This is a genomic window from Deltaproteobacteria bacterium, assembly GCA_016875395.1.
GTDB lineage: Bacteria > Myxococcota_A > UBA9160 > UBA9160 > UBA6930 > VGRF01.
Window position 1 is genome coordinate 16,148 of the sequence record VGRF01000007.1, and the last position, 16,991, is coordinate 33,138.

Here is a 16,991-nt window from a genome sequence, read left to right on the forward strand (position 1 = left end):
CGGCCCGAAGAGGAGCTCTCATGTCCGCCCTGCCCGCCCCCGTGCTGCAGCTCGTCGACGCCGCGATCGTGCGCTCGCCTTACGGCAAGCTGCTCGGCCTCGAGCTCGTCGCTGCCGAGCCCGATCGTGTGCGCGTGAAGCTGCCCTACCGCGTGGACGTGACGACGCTCGGCGACACGGTGCACGGCGGCGCGATCTCGGGCCTCGTCGACTCCGCCGCGACCGCCGCGTTCTGGGCGCATCCCGGCGCTTCACCCGGCGCGCGCGGCACCACGATCGGCTTCAGCATCAACTTCGTGTCCGCGGGGCGCGGGCAGGATCTCGTCGCCGACGCGCGCGTGCGGCGGCGCGGCAAGGAGATCTGCACGGGCGAAGTGAGCGTGACGGACGCCGCGGGCCGCGAGGTCGCGGTGGCGCTGGTCACTTACAAGATGTCGCTCGGGGGCTGATTCGAGCGAGCCGCGCCTGCGTGCGTCGCGACGACGGCACGCCACGTCTTCGCGAGCTCGCCGACGAGCCCGTCGAACGCTTCCGATTCGGCCTCGATGCGCTTCGCGTCGAGCTGCCGCGCCAGCGGGACCCCTCGCTTGCATCTCCGGAACGACTCCGACACGCGCAGAACGCCGAACCCCCGCGCGTACTCATCGACCACGTGCGAGCGAGAGTCCGCGCCTGCCGCGGGGCTTCGCTGAAGACAGCGCGGCGCGCTTTCTCCCGTCTCGCCCTTGAAGCGGGGCGTCGTCGCAGGGCGGGGTGAGACATTTCGGCCCGGCCGAAATGTCTCACTGGCGGCACCGCCCGCCGGCAGGCCGGGCGCCACGCTTGAACGTGCCGAGCACGTTCCCTAGCGATGCTTTTGCACGCCTTTTACAGGGAGGGCTCCGCATGGCGAACACACACTCGCTGCGCGCGATCGTCACCGGCGCAAGCCGCGGCGTCGGGCGCGGAATCGCGGAGGCGCTCGCTGAGGCGGGCGCGCGAGTCGTGTTGGCCCGGCGCGACGAAGCGGCGCTCGCGGAGACGGCGGCGTCCGTAACAACTCTCGGTGGCGCCGCGCTCGCGGTGCCGTGCGACCTCAGCGACGACGCGCAGACCGAGGCGCTGTTCGCGCGCGGACTCGCGTGGCTCGGTGGCCTCGACGTGCTCGTGAACAGCGCGTGGGGCGGTTACGAGCGCATGGCGGAGAACGGCGAGTTCACCTGGCCGAAGCCGTTCTGGGAGCAGCCGCTCTGGCGCTGGGACGCGATGCTCGGCGCGGGCGTGCGCGCCGCGTACCACGCCTCGCAGCTCGCGGCCCGCGCGATGCTCGCGCAGCGCCGCGGCCTGATCGTGAACGTCTCGTTCTGGGCCGCGCAGAAACACATCGCGAACGTCGCCTACGGCGTCTCGAAGGCGGGGACGGACAAGCTCAGCGCCGATTGCGCGCACGAGCTGCGCCCGCACGGCATCGCGGTGGTGTCGCTCTACCCGGGCCTGGTGCGCACGGAGAAGGTGATGGAGTCCGCGGCGTTCCTCGATCTCTCGAACAGCGAGTCGCCGCGCTTCACCGGGCGTGCGGTCGTGGCGCTCGCGCGCGACGGCGAGTTGTTACGGCGAAGCGGTGAGACGCTCGTCGCCGCCGCGCTCGCGCGCGAGTACGGCTTCACGGACGTGGATGGGAAGCAGCCGCGGGCGCTCTCGCTCGAGGAAACGTGAGGCTCACTCCTCGGATGCGTTCTTCTCGATGTCCCGCATGAGATCTTCGAAGCCCTGCCCGAGACCGAGCATGGCTTCGAGGGTGTCGAGCTCCTGCATCTTCACGAACCAGCGTCCGGCAATCCGCACGGTCGTGACGACTTCCACCACACCTTCCTGATGAGCCACGTCGTCCTCCGTTTCCGAGCGCACGACGACGTGAGCAATCCGATCACCCTCGGCAACCGAGCCGAGTACGATCGCGTTGAGCCGCCGGCCCCCCGGCATGGGCTGGAAAGCTCGGCCGTAGAGAGTCCTCGGGTCCAGCGTGCGCGCTTCCTCGCCGCTGAGACCTCCGAGCCGGAGTGGATCGCCTGGCCCGTCTCCGAGTGCGCGGAGGACCAAGTCCTTGTACTTCGCGAGGCTCTCGTCGTCATAGAACAGGGCGGCGGCACCGGGGTCCTCCGCAACCGCGTCGATGTATCGCTTCACGACGCGCTCGGGCGACTCAACCTCGGCGAGCACAGAGCCCGGAAGAGCAACGAGGATCATCGCGAAGACCCAGCTGCGCATTCGCCTCTCTCCGTTTCGCGATGCCGAAGTCCTCGGCGACTGCGCACTGTGCGCCATCCTCAGTCGAACAACCCGCCGAGGCTCGTCACGCCCCCCACTCCCTGATTGTTCTCGAAGAAATCGAGGTCGATCGACACCGCGGCGCAGAAGATCGTCGCGCGCTCTTCGAGGCTCCACGTCGCGCGCGAGAGATCGACGCCGAACGTGTCGGCGTCCATGAACACTTCGCGCAGCATGCCGCCCCACTTCTTGCCGATCGTCGCCTCGCGTCCGTCGTCGGCGCGCAGCGGGAACGTCCAGATGCGCCAGAACGGGCTCGACACGCGCGCGAAGGTGCGGCCGAACTTGTCGCGCAGGTCGTACTTGCGGCGCAGGATCCCGAAGCGGCGGTGGATGCTGCCGAGCTTCACGCCGCTGCCGTCGGCGACATCGAGATCGGAGAAGAACCAGAAGAACTCGCGGCTGAGCCGTAACAACACGGCGCCCGCGCGGTCGCACACGATGGCTTCGAGCGGGCGATGCGAGCGCAGGAACCAGCGCCAGAAGATGCGCGTCCAGCCGCCCTGCTCCTCCGCGAGCGTGCCCAGCTCTTCGCCGCCCGCGCCGCGAATCGCGTACTGATTGCGCGTCTCGAAGTCGATCAGGATCTCGACCCACTCCTTGCGCTGCTTCAGCGAGAGCTGCGGCTGCGTCGCGATGAAGCTCGAGGCGAGTGCGGTCATGCGCGGCTCCTCCGGGCGTGAGCCGTCATGCCCACGCGCGCGGGATCAGGTTCTTCTCGCGCGCCTCGCGCTCGAGGCTCTCGCGGAAGTCGGGGTGCGCGATGCCGATCAGCGCCTTTGCGCGCTCGGGCACGGACTTGCCCTTGAGGTTCACCATGCCGTACTCGGTCACGACGTACATCGTGTCGGTGCGCGGCGTCGTCACGATGTTGCCGGGCGTCAGCGTCGTGACGATGCGGCTATCGCGCTTGCCGCCCCGCTCGTACACCGAGGACAAGCAGATGAACGACTTGCCGCGCTTCGACTGATACGCGCCGCGCACGAACTGCAGCTGGCCGCCGGTGCCCGAGATGTGGCGGTGCCCGCTCGACTCGCTCGCGGCTTGGCCCTGTAGGTCGATCTGCGTGGTGTTGTTGATGGACACGACGCGCTCGTTGCGCGCGATGTTGTCGGGCAGGTTCGTGTAGTCGACCGGATAGCTCTGCGCGCCGGGGTTCTGGTGGATGAACTCGTAGAGCCGCGGCGAGCCGAGCGCGAACGTGAACACCATCTGTCCGCGGTTCATCTGCTTGCGCGAGTTGGTGATCAGGCCCGCTTCGTAGAGCTCGATCATGCCGTCGACGAGCATCTCGGTGTGCACGCCGAGCTCTTTCGCGCCGGCGTCCTTCAGCATGCTGCACACCGCGTTCGGCATGCCGCCGATGCCGATCTGCAGGCACGACCCGTCCTCGATCTCCGCGGCGATCAGGCGCGCGACGGTCTTGTCGACCTCGGTCGGCGGCGCTGCGGGCAGCACCGGCGTGGGCGCGCCGTCGCCGTCGATCACGAAGTCGACCTCGCTCGCGTGCACGCCCTCCTCGCAGCCGAGCACGCGCGGAAACGACGGGTTCACCTCGATCACGATCTTCTTCGCGCGCTCGGTCATCGCCTTCAGGTACGTCACCGCGGCGCTGAAGTTGAAGTAGCCGTGCTCGTCCATCGGCGGGGTCTGGATCACCGCGACGTCGACGCGCTCGATGAAGCGGCGATAGAAGTCGGGCGACTCGCCGAAGTTCATCGGGATGTAGTGCGTGCGGCCCGCATCGTGCGCCTTGCGATCCGCGCCTGAGAAGTGCCAGGCGAGCATGTGGAAGCTCTCGCCCCGAGGATCCGCTTCGAGCACCGCGCGCGGCTTCAACGCGAGGCCGGCGCGAATCTTCACGCCTCGCAGCTCCTTCGCGCGAGCCGCGAGCGCGCGGTCGAACACGACGGGCTGCGCCCCGTTGATCGCGTAGTCGACCCAGTCGCCGGACTGCACCAACGCAGCGGCCTCTTCGGCGGAGATTTTCGGCGGAGACGAGACAGGCACGGAGGCGACTCCTTTGGCGGGAGGCGCTCAGCTTCGAGGAAAGAGCGGCAGCTTCGCCAGGGTGTCTCCGTAGATCGTCACGATCGCGAGCACAGCCACGAACCAGACGGCGATCGGCATCCACCCATCGCGCTCGTGTAGCCCATGGTGGTTGGACAGGTGGTCCGCGAGCGGCTCGACGAGCGTCTTTCCCATCGCGAACAAGAGCACCGCAAACGGATAGACCCAAGGCGCACCCACCACGAAGCCGTTCCCCCGGCGACCGGGGACGTACACGTGGCCTTCGAGCAGCCCCCACCATGCGAGGGTCAGAAACAACAAGCTGCCGAGCAGCCCGAGGATCGCCTCGAACGCAGATCCCAAGTACGACCGCTTCGCCCTCCGCTCGCGGCGCTCGAGCCTCCAGCGCAGCAGCCTGCCCGGCACGTACCCCGGCTCGCGCGACGGCATCGCGTCAGCGCAGCGGCGCGAGACGCAGCGCGTCCTCGGGACACGCCTCGACGCAGAGATTGCACGCGTGGCAGTCGCTCGGCTTCACCACGAACGCCTGCTTGTAGCCGTGCGCCCAGCCCTTCATGCGCCCGAGCAGCGAGAGCTGACCGCGCTTCGCGGGGTCGAGCACAGCGATCTCGAACACGCCGTAGGGGCAGACGCGCAGGCAGTCGGCCTTGCCCTCGCACTTGTTACGGTCGACGACGGGCGCAACGCGGCCCGGTTCGCCGCGGCACGCCTCGCTCATGCGCCGAGGAGCTCGGGCGCGATCTTCGCTTGATCTAGGTACCTCGCGAACGGATCGCGCGCGGCGTCGGTCTGCCACTCGTACTCGGTGATCGCCGCGATCTGCTCCGCCGCGGCGCGGCCCCACAGGCGCGCGATCACGGCGAGCGACATGTCGGTGCCCGCCGAGACGCCCGACGACGTGACGTATGCGCCGTCTTCCACCCAGCGCGCCTCCTTCACCCAATTCGTCTTCGGGCCTGCGGCCGCGATCGCCGAGAAGAACTGCTTGTTCGTCGTCGCGCTCTTGCCGTCGAGCAGCCCGGCCGCGGCGTAGAGCGCGGAGCCCGAGCACACCGACATCGCGACCTCGCACTGCGGCGCGCGCGTGCGGAGAAAGTCGAGCAGCGCGGTGTTCTTCAGCTGCGGGAAGGTCCCGATGCCGCCGGGCACGAGCAGCAGGTCGCAGGCCGGCGCGTCCGCGTACGAGAACTCCGCGTGGGTGCTCGGACCGGGCGTCGAGCGCACGGGCCCTGCCTGATCCGCGATCGTGACTATGCGCAGCGCCTCGCCGAGGCAGCCGAACATCTCGAGCGGGCCGTAGAGGTCGAGCAGCTCGAACTGCGGGTAGAGAACGGCGCCGAGCGTGCGAGTGCGTTGCGTCACCTGATAACTCCTTCGTGCGCGCGAGAGCGGCGACTCTAACCCGTGTGCTCGCGTCGTCCCGTTCTCCAGAAGGGAATCGCCGCCGCTGCGCACGCGGCGGCCAGCGCGAGGCTCGCGCGCGCGTACTCCGCGTCGGGATTGAGCACGCTCCAGATCACGTGTGAGAGCGCGACGTACGCGAGGTAGAGGCCCGTCGCGCGCGGCGCCCACGCGCGCTGCGTCCACCACGCCCACGCGCCGGCTGCGAGCAGCGCCCAGTGCAGCGGCGCGCTGATCCGCGCCGCGCGCCCGCGCAGCGCAACGCCGAACCACACCTCGGTGTCGCGCACTTCGGGCAGCGTGAGATCGCGCGCGGCGATGTAGAGCGCGGATGCAGCGAACAGCGCGGACATCGCGAGCGCGAGCCGCGAGCGGGGCGCGGCGTTCACTTCGCCTTCGGCGCGCTGAGCTGATGCGGCGTATCGACGACGATCTGCGGCTTCCCGCGATACGAGGAGATTCGCCCGCTCACGCAGATCGTCTTTCCTTCGTGCGACTCCGGCGGCGGCGTGAACTTTGCGCGGTGCTTTCCCCAAACGACCGCGGTGAAGGCGTGATTCGGGTACGCGCCGCCGAAGTTGAGAAACGTCGGCTCGCCCCGAACGTCAGGGCGATACGACGCGTCGCTCACGACGCCGCACACGGTCGCCGCTTCGCCCACGTGCGCCGCAGCCTGCGCGGGTGTGAGCTCCTTCGCCGAGGCGAGCGCCGCGGCGAGCAGCACCGCGATCGTTAGGGCGGCCGTGCGTCTCCCGAGCGCGCGCATCAGTCCGCTCGGGCCGGCTTGAACACGCGCTTCGTGCTCGCCGGAAACTTCGCGAGCTTCGCGGCCGAGCGAATTGGCCGGCGCACGAGCTCGCCGCCGCAGTTCGGGCAGGCGCCGCCGAGCTTCGCGTCCGCACAGTCGCTGCAGAACGTGCACTCGAAGCTGCAGATGCGCGCGTCACGCGACTCCGGCGGAAGATCGCGATCGCAGCGTTCGCAGCCGGGCCGAAGCTCGAGCATGGCGTGCCCCTCCTCGCGCGAAGCTACTCGCCTCGGCGCCGCGCGATCAGAGTCGCGACCGCTCCGGAGGCGAAGCCGATGACGAGGACGCGAGGCGAGTAGAGAAAGAAAGCGAGCCCGAGCACCTCCACGGCGCTGCCGCCGAGTAGCCACAGCGCGAGCGGCACCCACGCCACGAAGCCGAGTGCGGCCCCGAGCAGGCCCGCGACGAATGGGCGCTTGCCGCGCGCGCGGCGCAGCGCGAGCACGCTGCCGGCGATCGTGAGCAGCGCGAACCAGAGCTCGGTCTGCGCGACCTGGCGCGTGGTGCGCCCGCCGCCGCCGCCGGGTCCGAACGCGAGCGCCGCGATCGGCAGCGCGAGCAAGAGCGCGACGACTGCGACTTGCCGCGCGCTCATGGATTGGCGCGCAGGCGCAGGGCGAGCTTCGCGACGCGCGCCCCTAACAGCTCGCCGGTGCGCAAATCGGCCGCGACGACGCCGGGCGGATTCGTCCCGTAGTCGGCCTGCCCCGCCGCGCCCATGTACACGCTCAGCCGATTCGGCGCGCTCGGGTCGCGCGTCGTCTCCTCCACCCCCACCCAGATCATGCCGAGCTGCATCGCGGTCACGGCGATCGACGTGAGCGTGTTCAGCTTGTCGCCGCTCGGCGTCGCCGACACGGTGAATGCGGCAGCGAGCTTGTTCGCCCACGCGCGCGTGACCCAGCGCGAGACGGTCGCGTCGAGAAACGCCTTCAGCTGCGCCGATGGCCCGCCCATGAACGTGGGCGAGCCGAAGATGATCGCGTCGGCGGCGTCGAGCTGCGCAAACAGGGCGTTGTTGCTGAAGCGCCCCTCGCGAATGTCGTCGCCCACGATCGCGTGGAGCGAAGCGCGCGCGCCCGCGACGCCGCCCGCGCCCACGTGCACCGCCTGCGCGAGGCGCTTGGTGGTGCCGGTGGTCGAGTGATAGACGACCGCGATCTCCGTCATCGCGCGCTCACTTCTTCTCGGCGCTCTCGCCGTTCGCCTTCGCGAACACTCTCATCAGCGCGCGGTGCACGATGCGCGCCGTGTCGGGGCCGGCGGACACGATCTCGCCGTAGCTCCGCTCGCTGTTCCCGTAGATCCACGGCGCCTCCGCGTCCCACTCGCTGCGCGGGATGATGTACCCGAGCGCGTCGTTCGCGAGGTTCACCATCATGTTCACGCGCCCGCGCATCGCGCTGCGCAGCGGCGGCGTCTCGACCGGCGCGACCTCGTAGTCAGCGCCCGGCGGATTCTCGATGCCGCCGATCGCGATCTCGGGGTAGAGCTCGCCGGGAATGCACGCGATCCAGAGCTCGCCAACGCGCACGAGCGCGACCTCGCTGTCGGTGTCGAAGCCCCAGCGCAGGTCGACGTCGCGATCGAGCACGCCGAGCGAACCCGCCAACACGAGCGGCCAGTTCGAGACGGGCACGTCGATGTCGCGCTTCACCACCGACACGCGCGGAGCTGCCAGGCGCGCGAACTCGCCCGACGCGCGCGCCTCGAGCACGGCCTCCGCGATCTGGTAGCCCTGCGCGCGCGCCTTCTCCTGCGACGGCTTCGCGATCAAGTCGCCCGTGCGCGGATCCATCACGCCGGTCTTCGGCGTGGTGGTGATGAGGCCGCCGATGTTGCCCGTGAGCCAGAGCGTGGTGCCGCCGAGGCCGGGCTTGTAGAGCGAGCCGTCGTAGGCGAGCCCGCGATCGAGCCCGCGGCGCGCCCAGCCCGCGACGTCGGCGGTCAGCTCGAAGTTGCGATCCCACAACAACTCGACGTGGTTGCCGAAGTTGAGCAGCGTGCCGAGCACGTCGCCGCCGCCCGCGCGCGTCACGATCGCGACGCGCAGGCCGTCGTCGATCACTTCGGGCTTGCGCGTGTCGATCGTCGCGATCGCACGGTCGCGACCGCGAATCTCGGCGACCTCGATGTCCGCGGGCTCGAGCCGCCGCACCGCCTGCGCGAGCGCGGTGCCCATCTGCTTGCGCAGGAACTTCAGGTAGCCGTCGGGCACGCCATTGCGCAGTCGCGAGCGCCCCCAGATGCCCTGCGTGTCCGGGCCCTGATGGTTGTGCGTCGCGTGCACGAGCAGGTAGTCGAGCCCGAGCTCCTCGGCGTAGACGTCGCGCACCTTCTCCACGAACGAGTGCGAGAGCCCGACCACGTCCGCCGCCACGATCCCGACCCGCGTCGCGCCGTCGTCGAACACGACCGCGACCGCTTCGAGCTCGTCCGCAACGCCCGCCGCGGGCCGCGGACTCTGGAAGCCCGCCATGTAGATCGCGTCGAACTCGCCGTTGCCGTTCAGGTCCTGATAAGTGTCGACGTCTTCGTCGTACTTGCCGTTGCCGTCGACGTCGGTCCACGTGTCGAGCACCCGCGGCGTGATGGGCGCGCTGCCGAAGCCGGCGCGCAAGCTGGGCTCTGCGGCCGGCACGAGCGCGTTCGCGAGAAGTGCGCAGGCGAAGGCGAGGAACGCTCGCGTCGCTCGGCCGAACAGCGTCAGATGAGCACCGCAGCGCGCCGCACGTTCACCGGAATCGCGCTCTGCCGCGCCATCCCCGTGATCGGGTCGAAGTCCACCTCGTTCGAGATCAGCGCGTTGGTCGACGCGCCGATCTCGCGCACTTCCTTCGGGTTCGCAGCGGGGTCGCCCCACGCGTGCGCCATCGAGACGACGCCGGGCATCACATCTTCCGCGGCTTCGGCGACGCCGTAGATCATCGCGTGGGCGGACTCGATCTCGAGCACGTCGCCCGAGCGCACGCCCAACTCCTCGAGGTCGTGCGGGTGCATGAACGCGGGGTTGGTGGTGCCGCGCGCGCGGCTGTCGGGCAGATCGCGGCCCGAGGAGTTGTAGACCTGACGCATGCGGCGGCTGATGAGCCGGTGCGAGAACGGCTCGACGAGCGACTCGCGGCGAACTGTTGCGAGCTCCTCGATCACTCCTTCGGGCGTCATCTCGAAGCGCTTGTCGCAGCTCGCATCCGCAGGCTCCACGAACTGCTCCACCTGCGCGTACACCATGCCGCCGCGGTTGTTACGGACTTCGCGGAACGGGATGCGCCCGCCGGCGAGCATGCAATCGAGCACGTCCTCCTTGCTCGGCTTGCGGTCGAGCGGAAGCTCGCCGCCCGCAAGGCGAATCGGCGTCCCGAGGCGCGCGGCGAGCTCCCAGTAGAGCTCCCACTCCTCGATCAGCTCGGAGCCTGCGGGGCCGTCCACGACCGCGGGCGTGTACTGCGTGTAGGGTGCCTCGTACCAGGCGTCGCAGAGGACCGGCACGTCGGCGCGCTCGAGGCACATCTTGCCGGGCAGCACGTAGTCGGCGTGCTTCGCGGTCGCGGCGCGCTTGATGTCGACGCACACGAGCAGCTCGAGCGCATCGATCGCCTTCATCGACTTCTGCTGATCGGGCCACGCGACGAGCGGATTACCGCCGACCGCGAACAGCGCCTTCACCTGGCCTTCGCCTTCGAGCACGATCTCGTCGCTGAGCGCCGCGCTCGGCATCTCGCCGATGATCTCGCCGAGGTTTCGCACGCGGCTGCGCGGGCCGTGGCCGAACATCGGGAACGGGCCCGTCGGCTGCGCCTTCTTCGGCGTCACGGGCGTGAGGACGCCGGGGTTCGGGACCTTCTCGCCCGCGCGATTCACGCGACCGCAGATCAGGTTCAGCGCGAGCACGAGATGCTCGGTGAGCGTCGGATGCGGCGACATGTCGGGGCCCGTGCCCGTCACGGCGACGCCGCGCTTCGCGCGCGCGAACGTGCGCGCGGCATCGAGGATCTGCTGCTGCGGCAGCCGCGTGCGCTGTGACACGTAGGCGAGGTCGTACTCACTCACCGCGCGGTGCAGCTTGTCGAGGCCGTTCATCCACTGCGCGCAGAACGCTCGGTCGTGCAGCTGCTCGTCGAGGATCACGCGGATCAGGCCGGCGAGGAACGTCGGGTCTTCGCCGGGGCGAATCTGCAGGAAGAGATCTGCGCGGCGCGCCATGTCGGTGCGGCGCGGATCGACCACGATCAGCTTCATGCCGCGCGCCTTCGCGTCGCGCAGCTCCTTCACCGGATTCCACGGCGGCGTGCCGCCGAACGGCGTGAACTGCGACACGATGGGGTTGTTGCCGATGTGCATCACGACATCGCTCTCGTGGAAGCCGTGCATGCCCGCGCTCCACGCGCCCGCGCGCGACGCGGCGATCGCCTTGCTCGGCTGATCGATCGTGACGCTCGTGTAGTACGACTCGCTGCCGAAGCCCTTGTGCCACGCCTTCGAGACCGCGAGCGCCGCCGAGTTCATGAACGCGTAGGTGCCGCAGTAGCTCGCGATCGCGCGCTTGCCGTGCTTCGCCGCGATCGCCTTCACGCGCGCGGCGATCTCGTCCAGCGCCTGCGCGAGCGGGATCTCCTCGTACGTGCCATCGGGCATGCGCTTCAGCGGGCGCGTGACGCGCTCGGGGTGCGCGTGCGCCTCGGGCAGCTGGCGACCCTTGATGCACGAGTAGCCGCCGTAGATCGGGTCGCTCGCGTCGCCGCGCACCGCGACGGCGCGGCCGTTCTCGATGTCGACCTCGAACGCGCAGTAGTTATGGCAGAAACGGCAGTAGGTCTTCTCGGTCGTGACGGCCATGTGGCGCTCCTCGGCGGTGCGGATCGCGAGACGGCGGAGTCTACGACGGGGTGCGGCGCCGCTGCGATGTGATTTCGCGCGCGGCACACTCGGGCGCTGCGAAGGAGCTCCACATGGCCGCGCCCGCGTTCGACTTCCTCGACCCCGAGACTTCCGGCAAGCCCTACGAGGCGTACGCGCGGCTGCGCGAGGAGGCGCCGGTCTACCGCGATCCGCGCACGGGGTTCTTCCTGATCACGCGCTACGACGACGTGCGCAGCGTGCTCCTCGACACCGAGACGTACAGCAACGCGCGCTGGCAGACGGACGCGAAGACGCAGGTGCTCGGCGATCGCCAGAAGCGCATGCGCGATCTCTACAAGGAGAAGGGCTGGCTGCCGGCGCCTTCGCTCGCGGGCTACGACGACCCGCGCCATCGCGAGATCCGCGAGGTGTTCACGAAGGCGTTTCGCGCGGGGCGCATCAAGCAGCTCGACCCGTTCGTGGAGAGCACGGCACGCGAGCTGGTGGATGCGTTCGCGAAGAACGGCTCCTGCGAGGTCGTGCGCGAGCTCGCGGTGCCGCTGCCGCTGATCGTGATCGGGCAGCAGATGGGCGTACCGAAGAGCGACATCTGGCAGATCAAGGCGTGGACCGACGCCTGGATTCAGCGCCTCGGCATGATGCAGACCGAGGAGGAAGAACGCTGGAGCGTGCTGCAGGAGATCGACGCGCAGCACTACTTCCAGAAGATCTACGAGCGGCTGCGCGCGCAGCCCGACGACACCGTGCTCTCCGATCTCATCAACACGCCGATGGGCGAGCGCCCGCTGAACGACAACGAGCTGCACTCGCACATGATGGCCGACACGTTCGTGGGCGGGAGCGAGACGACGACGAACGCGCTCTCGGGCGGCGTGTGGTTGTTATGCCAGTTCCCCGAGCAGTACGCGAAGCTGAAGGCCGACCCCGACAAGTACCTGCGCACGTTCATCGAGGAAGTGCTGCGGCTCGAGTCGCCGGTGCAGGGGCTGTTCCGCGTGGTGGCGAAGGACACCGAGCTGCGCGGCGTGAAGATTCCGAAGGGCGCGACGGTGAACGTGCGCTACGCGGCGGCGAACCGGGATCCGGAGCAGTTCGCGAACCACGACACGCTCGATCTCGAGCGCAAGAACGCCGCGACGCACCTCGCGTTCGGCACGGGCACGCACCACTGCCTCGGTGCGCCGCTCGCGCGCCGCGAGCTGCACTGGGGCTTTGCCGCGCTGCTCGAGCGCACGGACGAGATTCGGCTCGACGCGGCGAAGAACGACTTCGCGATCGCGCCGAACTACTGCCTGCGCGCGCTGAAGCAGCTGCACATCACGTTCGCGCCTCGCTGAGTCAAGGCGACGCGTCGGGCGCAGGTGCCGGTGGCGCGGGCTCCGCGGGTGGACCGGCGCCGACGTCGGGCATCAGAGCCTCGAACACGCTCGCAGCGGGCGATTCGTCCGTGACAACTGGCGCACTCGCGTCGCCGGTGGCGCTCGCATCGCCGGCGGCGATGGCGGCCGCGTCGACCTCGGGCTCCTTCGGCTTGTACGGCGAAGGCACGAACTTCGCGCGTCGCAGCTCGCGGTCGCCGGCCACCGGCACCCAGCCCGGGTACTGCACGGGGCTGATCACGCGCGCGCCGGTCTCGGGATCGACGCCGGCCCACGCGAGGCCGGGCGGCTCGCGGAAGTCGCTCGCCGGCTCCTCGCGCAGCACGGCCTCCATGAACGCGGTCCAGATCGGCAGCGCTGCGCCCGAGCCGGTTTGATCGCGCGCCATCGGCGTGCGGTCGTCGTTGCCCACCCAAACGCCGGCGACGACCTGCGGCGTGAAGCCGATGAACCATGCGTCGCGGTTGTCGTTCGTGGAGCCGGTCTTGCCTGCCAGGTTCTCGCCGAGCTTCGCGGCCGCGTGCGCGGTGCCGTACCACGCGCGCACCGTCTCGTGCAGCAAGTAGGTCGTCAGGTACGCGTCGACCTCGCTGATGCGCCCCGCGGCCTTCGCCTCGGGCAGCTCGGCGCTGCGCAGGCTCTCGCGCAGCACGTCGCCGTTCGCGTCGCGCACGCGCAGCACGAAGCGCGGATCGCGCTGCTTCCCGCCGCGCGCGAAGGTGCTGTAAGCGCTCGTGATCTCGAGCAGCGTGACTTCGTTCGTGCCGAGCGCGATGCCGAGGTCGCGGCCGAGCGGCGAGCGGATGCCGGCGCGCCGCGCGAAGTCGATCGTCGCGTCGATGCCGACTTCGTCGACGAGCCGGATCGTGGCGTTGTTGAGCGAGCGCGCGATCGCCTCGCTCATGATCACCGGGCCATTGAAGCGGTTCGTGTAGTTCTTGGGGCGCCAGAGCTTGCCCGTCGCCTTGTCGCGGTGTTCGTACTGGTAGTCGTAGAGCGTGACGTTGGGCGGGAAACCCGCTTCGAGCGCGGCGCCGTAACAAAACGGCTTGAACGCGGAGCCGGGCTGGCGGCGCGCTTGTACCGCGCGGTTGAAGCGGCTCGTCGCGAAGTCGCGGCCGCCGACCATCGCGAGCACGTCGCCGGTGCGCGCGTCGATGGCGAGCAGCGCGCCCTCGGGAGCCACCTCCTTGCCGGCGCGCTTCGCGCGCAGCTCCGCCGCCGCGAGGCCCTTCTCGACGGCGGCGAGCGCGGCGCGCTGCGTGCGCAGGTTCAGCGTCGTCTCGATGCGCAGGCCGCCCCTCAGCACGGTCTCGGCGCCGAGCTCGTCGAAGAGCTGCTGGCGCACCTCCTCGACGAAGTACGCGGCGTCGGCGTAAGCCGCAGGAGCGGGCGGGGGCGGCAGAACGACGGGCTTGTCTGCGAGCGCTGCGTGCGCAACCGCTGCATCGATGCGCCCCGTGTCGCGCATGCGCGCGATCACGAGCTTGCGTCCGGCCTCGGCGGCGTCGGGGTTCGCGTGCGGCGAGAAGCGCGAAGGCGCCTTCGGCAGCGCCGCGAGCTGCGCCGCCTCCGAGACGCTCAGCTGCGCGAGCGGCTTCCCGTAATAAGTCCGCGCGGCTTCCGCCACGCCATAGGCGCCGCTGCCCAGGTAGATCTGATTCAGGTAGAGCTCGAGAATCTCGTCCTTCTCGAGCGCCCACTCGAAGCGCCCCGCGAGCGCGACGTCTTGCAGCTTGCGCACGAAGCTGCGATCCGACGTGAGGAAGAGGTTCTTCGCGAGCTGCTGCGTGATCGTGCTGCCGCCCTGCACGACGCGGCGCTCGCGCAGGTTCGCGAGCGTCGCGCGCCCCATGGCGAAGGGATCGAAGCCGGGGTGGCTGTAGAAGGAATCGTCCTCAGCAGCGAGGAACGCGTCCTGCACGACTCGCGGCACTTCGCGCAGCGCGACGAGCTGCCGGCGCTCCTCGACGAACGTGCCGATGGGTTTTCCGTGGCGATCGAGCACGACGCTCGGCAGCGGCGGCCGGTAGGCCGCGAGCCCGTCGATGCTCGGGAGCGAAAGCCAGAAAGCGACGAAGCTGACCAACGCAATCGCGGCGAGCGAGAGCGCGAGCCAGTGACGGCGGGAGAGTTGGTCGAGTTGGGGCGGCATCGACAGGGGAGGTGAGTGGCCGACACCGTATGGGAAGTGCGGCCCTTCGCCCGTCAAGGTGCGCGAATGCGAATAGCTGAGGGCGGCTAGCGGCGAGCGGCGCACCGCCGCGCGCGGCCAGGCGGAGTCTTCTGGGCCGAGCGGAGATCGAAAGACCTCGCGGGCGCACCCCGGATGACCGTGCGTTCAGCTACTTCGGCGCCATCTCCTTCGCGACCTGCGCGAGCGTCTGCTCCACCGCCGTGACGAGCCCCGCTGCGCGCGGGTAGCCCGCGTAGTTCGCGACCGTGATGACGACCTCGCGCACCTGCGCCGGCGTCAGCTCGCCATTCTTCACCGCAGCGCGCGCCTGAATCTGAAACGTGTCGCGCTCGCCCAGCGCCGCGATGATGCCCATCAGCACGAGCCGCCGATCGCGGATGCTGAGGATCTCCTCTCGCGACCACACCTCGGCGAAGAGCTGCTCGAGCATCAAGTCGCTGAACGGCATCACGCCGGCCGGCGGCGTGACCACGTCGCCGGCGTAGACCTTCTTCATCATCGCGACGCCGCGCTCGCGGCGGGTGGAGTCGGACATGGGGGGCTCCTCGAAGGGAGCGCACGCTAACTCGGCGTCAGCGCCGCGCGACGATCTCCGCCGCGCGCTCCACCTCGGCGAGCTCCGCCGTCGCGGGCACGAGGAAGCACTCCTCGCAGCCCGCGGCTTCGAGATTGCCCAGCGCCTCGCGCACCGCGTCAGGCGTCGAGCGCGTGACCATCTTCGCCATCGCGCGCCCGGCGGCTTCGCCGAACACGCGCGTGTAGTCGAACACGTACTGACTGAGCTTCGCTTGCGCGTCTCCGCTCGCGAGCGAGAGCCAGAAGCCCCCGATGCGGCGCGGCGCGGTCGTGCGCTTCGCTTCGCCCCAAGCCGCGTCGGCCATCTGCAAGAAGCGCGCGATCTCGTGCTTCTCGCCGTTGCCGCTCCACACGTACACGCCGTCGGCCCACTTCGCGGCGCGCGCGAACGCCTTCGGTCCCATCACGCCCGCGAAGATCGGCGGGCCGCCGGCGCGCGAGGGGCGCAGGCCGACGGGATCCGCGCCCGCGAACGGAGGCTCGCCGCGCCAAATCGCGCGCATGCGCGCGACCTGCTCGTCTTGGCGCGCGTGGCGCTTCTCGAAGCTCGCGCCGACTGCGCGGTAGTCGACCTCGCGCCCGCCGACGCCCACGCACACCTCGACGCGGCCGGGGCCCGCGAGTGCATCGAGCGTCGCGATCTCGTGCGCGGCGGCGACGGCGTCGTGCATCGGCAACACGTAGAGCGTGGGCACGATGCGCACGCGCGAGGTGACGGCCGCGGCGGCGGCCAGCGTGGCGCCGAGCGAGACGGTGGGGCCCGTGACGCGCTCGCCGCAGGAGATCGCGTCGAACGGGCCGGCCTCGATCGCGCGCGCCCAGCCGAGCAGCGTGGCGCGATCGAGCCCGGGCTTCATGTAGGGGAGACAGACGCCAACCTTCATGGTTCTCCGTTCGCCTTCGGCTCACTGCGCGCGGCGATGCGCCGCTTGCTGAGGTCGCGAGCTCCGTGTGAGAGGAGTGCGCGCGTTGCTAGCGCGAACACGGCGAGCGTGCGCGGTTCCCTCGCAAGGAATGGCTCTCGCGCGTGGCGCCGCGCTAGCGACCCGACATCACTCGTGAGGAGAGTCGCAATGAACGCGTTTCGCGCCTGGTTGGTGCTGATCCTGGTCGTCGTGGGCGCCTACACGGCGCTCGTGATCCGAGACCACGGGATGACCCTCTACCCGCACTTCTTCGGGGACATGGCGAAGCTCGGTTGGCCCGGCCAGTTCAACCTCGACTTCCTGTTCATGCTGTCGCTCTCGGGCCTGTGGGCGGCGTGGCGGAACGGCTTCAGCGGAGCCGGCCTGCTGATCGGCTTCGGCGCGTTCAACCTCGGCGCGCCGTTCCTGAGCGGCTACTTGCTCGTGCTCCTCGCGCAGACGAAGGGCGATCTGCGCCGCACGTTGCTGGGCGTCCACGCCTAACAAGCGAAGCGCCGGCGAACGCG

The 16,991-nt window shown here is 69.8% G+C and carries 21 protein-coding genes; 4 read left to right on the top strand and 17 right to left on the bottom strand.

From position 1 onward, the window contains the following. Positions 1 to 20 precede the first annotated feature (20 nt). Positions 21 to 449 (top strand): PaaI family thioesterase, encoded by a 429-nt coding sequence (locus FJ091_07480; GenBank protein ID MBM4383198.1) that lies wholly within the window; start codon positions 21 to 23, stop codon positions 447 to 449. Here FJ091_07480 and FJ091_07485 read toward each other — a convergent pair. Continuing rightward, on the bottom strand, positions 425 to 652 hold the full coding sequence (locus tag FJ091_07485) for a hypothetical protein (GenBank protein ID MBM4383199.1): 228 nt from the start codon (positions 650 to 652) through the stop codon (positions 425 to 427). The two genes, FJ091_07480 and FJ091_07485, sit on opposite strands and share 25 nt — an antisense overlap. Positions 653 to 885: 233 nt before the next feature. Between FJ091_07485 and FJ091_07490 the strand changes: the two genes are divergently transcribed. Next, a complete protein-coding gene (locus FJ091_07490) occupies positions 886 to 1,695 on the top strand; it encodes an SDR family NAD(P)-dependent oxidoreductase (GenBank protein MBM4383200.1) in 810 nt (269 codons plus the stop codon). Positions 1,696 to 1,698: 3 nt separating this feature from the next. On the opposite strand, the gene FJ091_07495 is transcribed toward FJ091_07490, so the two are convergent. The 13 genes from FJ091_07495 to FJ091_07555 form a co-directional block, all read right to left on the bottom strand. Further along, on the bottom strand, positions 1,699 to 2,247 hold the full coding sequence (locus FJ091_07495; GenBank protein MBM4383201.1) for a hypothetical protein: 549 nt from the start codon (positions 2,245 to 2,247) through the stop codon (positions 1,699 to 1,701). A 59-nt stretch (positions 2,248 to 2,306) separates the two neighbouring features. Further along, a complete protein-coding gene (locus tag FJ091_07500) occupies positions 2,307 to 2,969 on the bottom strand; it encodes a scramblase (protein ID MBM4383202.1) in 663 nt (220 codons plus the stop codon). 25 nt (positions 2,970 to 2,994) lie between these two features. Beyond that, positions 2,995 to 4,317: a 4-hydroxybutyrate CoA-transferase gene (locus FJ091_07505; GenBank protein MBM4383203.1), complete on the bottom strand. Its 1,323-nt coding sequence runs from the start codon at positions 4,315 to 4,317 to the stop codon at positions 2,995 to 2,997. Between the two features lie 27 nt (positions 4,318 to 4,344). Beyond that, positions 4,345 to 4,680 (bottom strand): hypothetical protein, encoded by a 336-nt coding sequence (locus FJ091_07510; GenBank protein MBM4383204.1) that lies wholly within the window; start codon positions 4,678 to 4,680, stop codon positions 4,345 to 4,347. A gap of 91 nt (positions 4,681 to 4,771) precedes the next feature. Then, the gene (locus FJ091_07515; protein ID MBM4383205.1) at positions 4,772 to 5,056 is read right to left on the bottom strand and encodes a ferredoxin family protein; all 285 of its coding nucleotides are present in this window, start codon (positions 5,054 to 5,056) and stop codon (positions 4,772 to 4,774) included. Continuing rightward, positions 5,053 to 5,622 (bottom strand): DJ-1/PfpI family protein, encoded by a 570-nt coding sequence (locus tag FJ091_07520; protein MBM4383206.1) that lies wholly within the window; start codon positions 5,620 to 5,622, stop codon positions 5,053 to 5,055. Before FJ091_07520 ends, FJ091_07515 begins: the two co-directional genes overlap by 4 nt. Before the next feature lie 113 nt (positions 5,623 to 5,735). Further along, complete coding sequence (locus tag FJ091_07525) at positions 5,736 to 6,128, bottom strand: hypothetical protein (protein ID MBM4383207.1); 393 nt, start codon at positions 6,126 to 6,128, stop codon at positions 5,736 to 5,738. Further along, entirely contained in the window at positions 6,125 to 6,505 is a 381-nt protein-coding gene (locus FJ091_07530; GenBank protein MBM4383208.1) for a DNA-binding protein, read from the bottom strand. The genes FJ091_07525 and FJ091_07530 overlap by 4 nt, the downstream gene beginning before the upstream one ends. After that, on the bottom strand, positions 6,505 to 6,744 hold the full coding sequence (locus FJ091_07535; GenBank protein ID MBM4383209.1) for a DUF1272 domain-containing protein: 240 nt from the start codon (positions 6,742 to 6,744) through the stop codon (positions 6,505 to 6,507). Before FJ091_07535 ends, FJ091_07530 begins: the two co-directional genes overlap by 1 nt. A 23-nt stretch (positions 6,745 to 6,767) precedes the next feature. Then, positions 6,768 to 7,142, bottom strand: a complete 375-nt coding sequence (locus FJ091_07540; protein MBM4383210.1) for a hypothetical protein — start codon at positions 7,140 to 7,142, stop codon at positions 6,768 to 6,770. Next, complete coding sequence (locus tag FJ091_07545; GenBank protein MBM4383211.1) at positions 7,139 to 7,717, bottom strand: NAD(P)H-dependent oxidoreductase; 579 nt, start codon at positions 7,715 to 7,717, stop codon at positions 7,139 to 7,141. Before FJ091_07545 ends, FJ091_07540 begins: the two co-directional genes overlap by 4 nt. Positions 7,718 to 7,724: 7 nt before the next feature. Then, positions 7,725 to 9,167: a hypothetical protein gene (locus FJ091_07550; protein MBM4383212.1), complete on the bottom strand. Its 1,443-nt coding sequence runs from the start codon at positions 9,165 to 9,167 to the stop codon at positions 7,725 to 7,727. An 86-nt stretch (positions 9,168 to 9,253) separates the two neighbouring features. Further along, positions 9,254 to 11,383, bottom strand: a complete 2,130-nt coding sequence (locus FJ091_07555; GenBank protein ID MBM4383213.1) for a molybdopterin-dependent oxidoreductase — start codon at positions 11,381 to 11,383, stop codon at positions 9,254 to 9,256. A gap of 113 nt (positions 11,384 to 11,496) precedes the next feature. On the opposite strand from FJ091_07555, the gene FJ091_07560 reads away from it, so the two are divergent. Then, entirely contained in the window at positions 11,497 to 12,744 is a 1,248-nt protein-coding gene (locus FJ091_07560; protein ID MBM4383214.1) for a cytochrome P450, read from the top strand. A 1-nt stretch (position 12,745) separates the two neighbouring features. Here FJ091_07560 and FJ091_07565 read toward each other — a convergent pair whose 3' ends face one another. The 3 genes from FJ091_07565 to FJ091_07575 all read right to left on the bottom strand — a co-directional run bounded on the left by FJ091_07565 (position 12,746) and on the right by FJ091_07575 (position 16,443). Next, positions 12,746 to 14,941 (bottom strand): PBP1A family penicillin-binding protein, encoded by a 2,196-nt coding sequence (locus tag FJ091_07565; GenBank protein MBM4383215.1) that lies wholly within the window; start codon positions 14,939 to 14,941, stop codon positions 12,746 to 12,748. 190 nt (positions 14,942 to 15,131) lie between these two features. Then, positions 15,132 to 15,518, bottom strand: a complete 387-nt coding sequence (locus tag FJ091_07570) for a carboxymuconolactone decarboxylase family protein (GenBank protein MBM4383216.1) — start codon at positions 15,516 to 15,518, stop codon at positions 15,132 to 15,134. A 37-nt stretch (positions 15,519 to 15,555) separates the two neighbouring features. Beyond that, positions 15,556 to 16,443 (bottom strand): LLM class flavin-dependent oxidoreductase, encoded by an 888-nt coding sequence (locus FJ091_07575; GenBank protein MBM4383217.1) that lies wholly within the window; start codon positions 16,441 to 16,443, stop codon positions 15,556 to 15,558. A gap of 189 nt (positions 16,444 to 16,632) precedes the next feature. On the opposite strand from FJ091_07575, the gene FJ091_07580 reads away from it, so the two are divergent. Then, the gene (locus tag FJ091_07580) at positions 16,633 to 16,968 is read left to right on the top strand and encodes a hypothetical protein (protein MBM4383218.1); all 336 of its coding nucleotides are present in this window, start codon (positions 16,633 to 16,635) and stop codon (positions 16,966 to 16,968) included. The last annotated feature ends 23 nt before the right edge of the window (positions 16,969 to 16,991 follow it).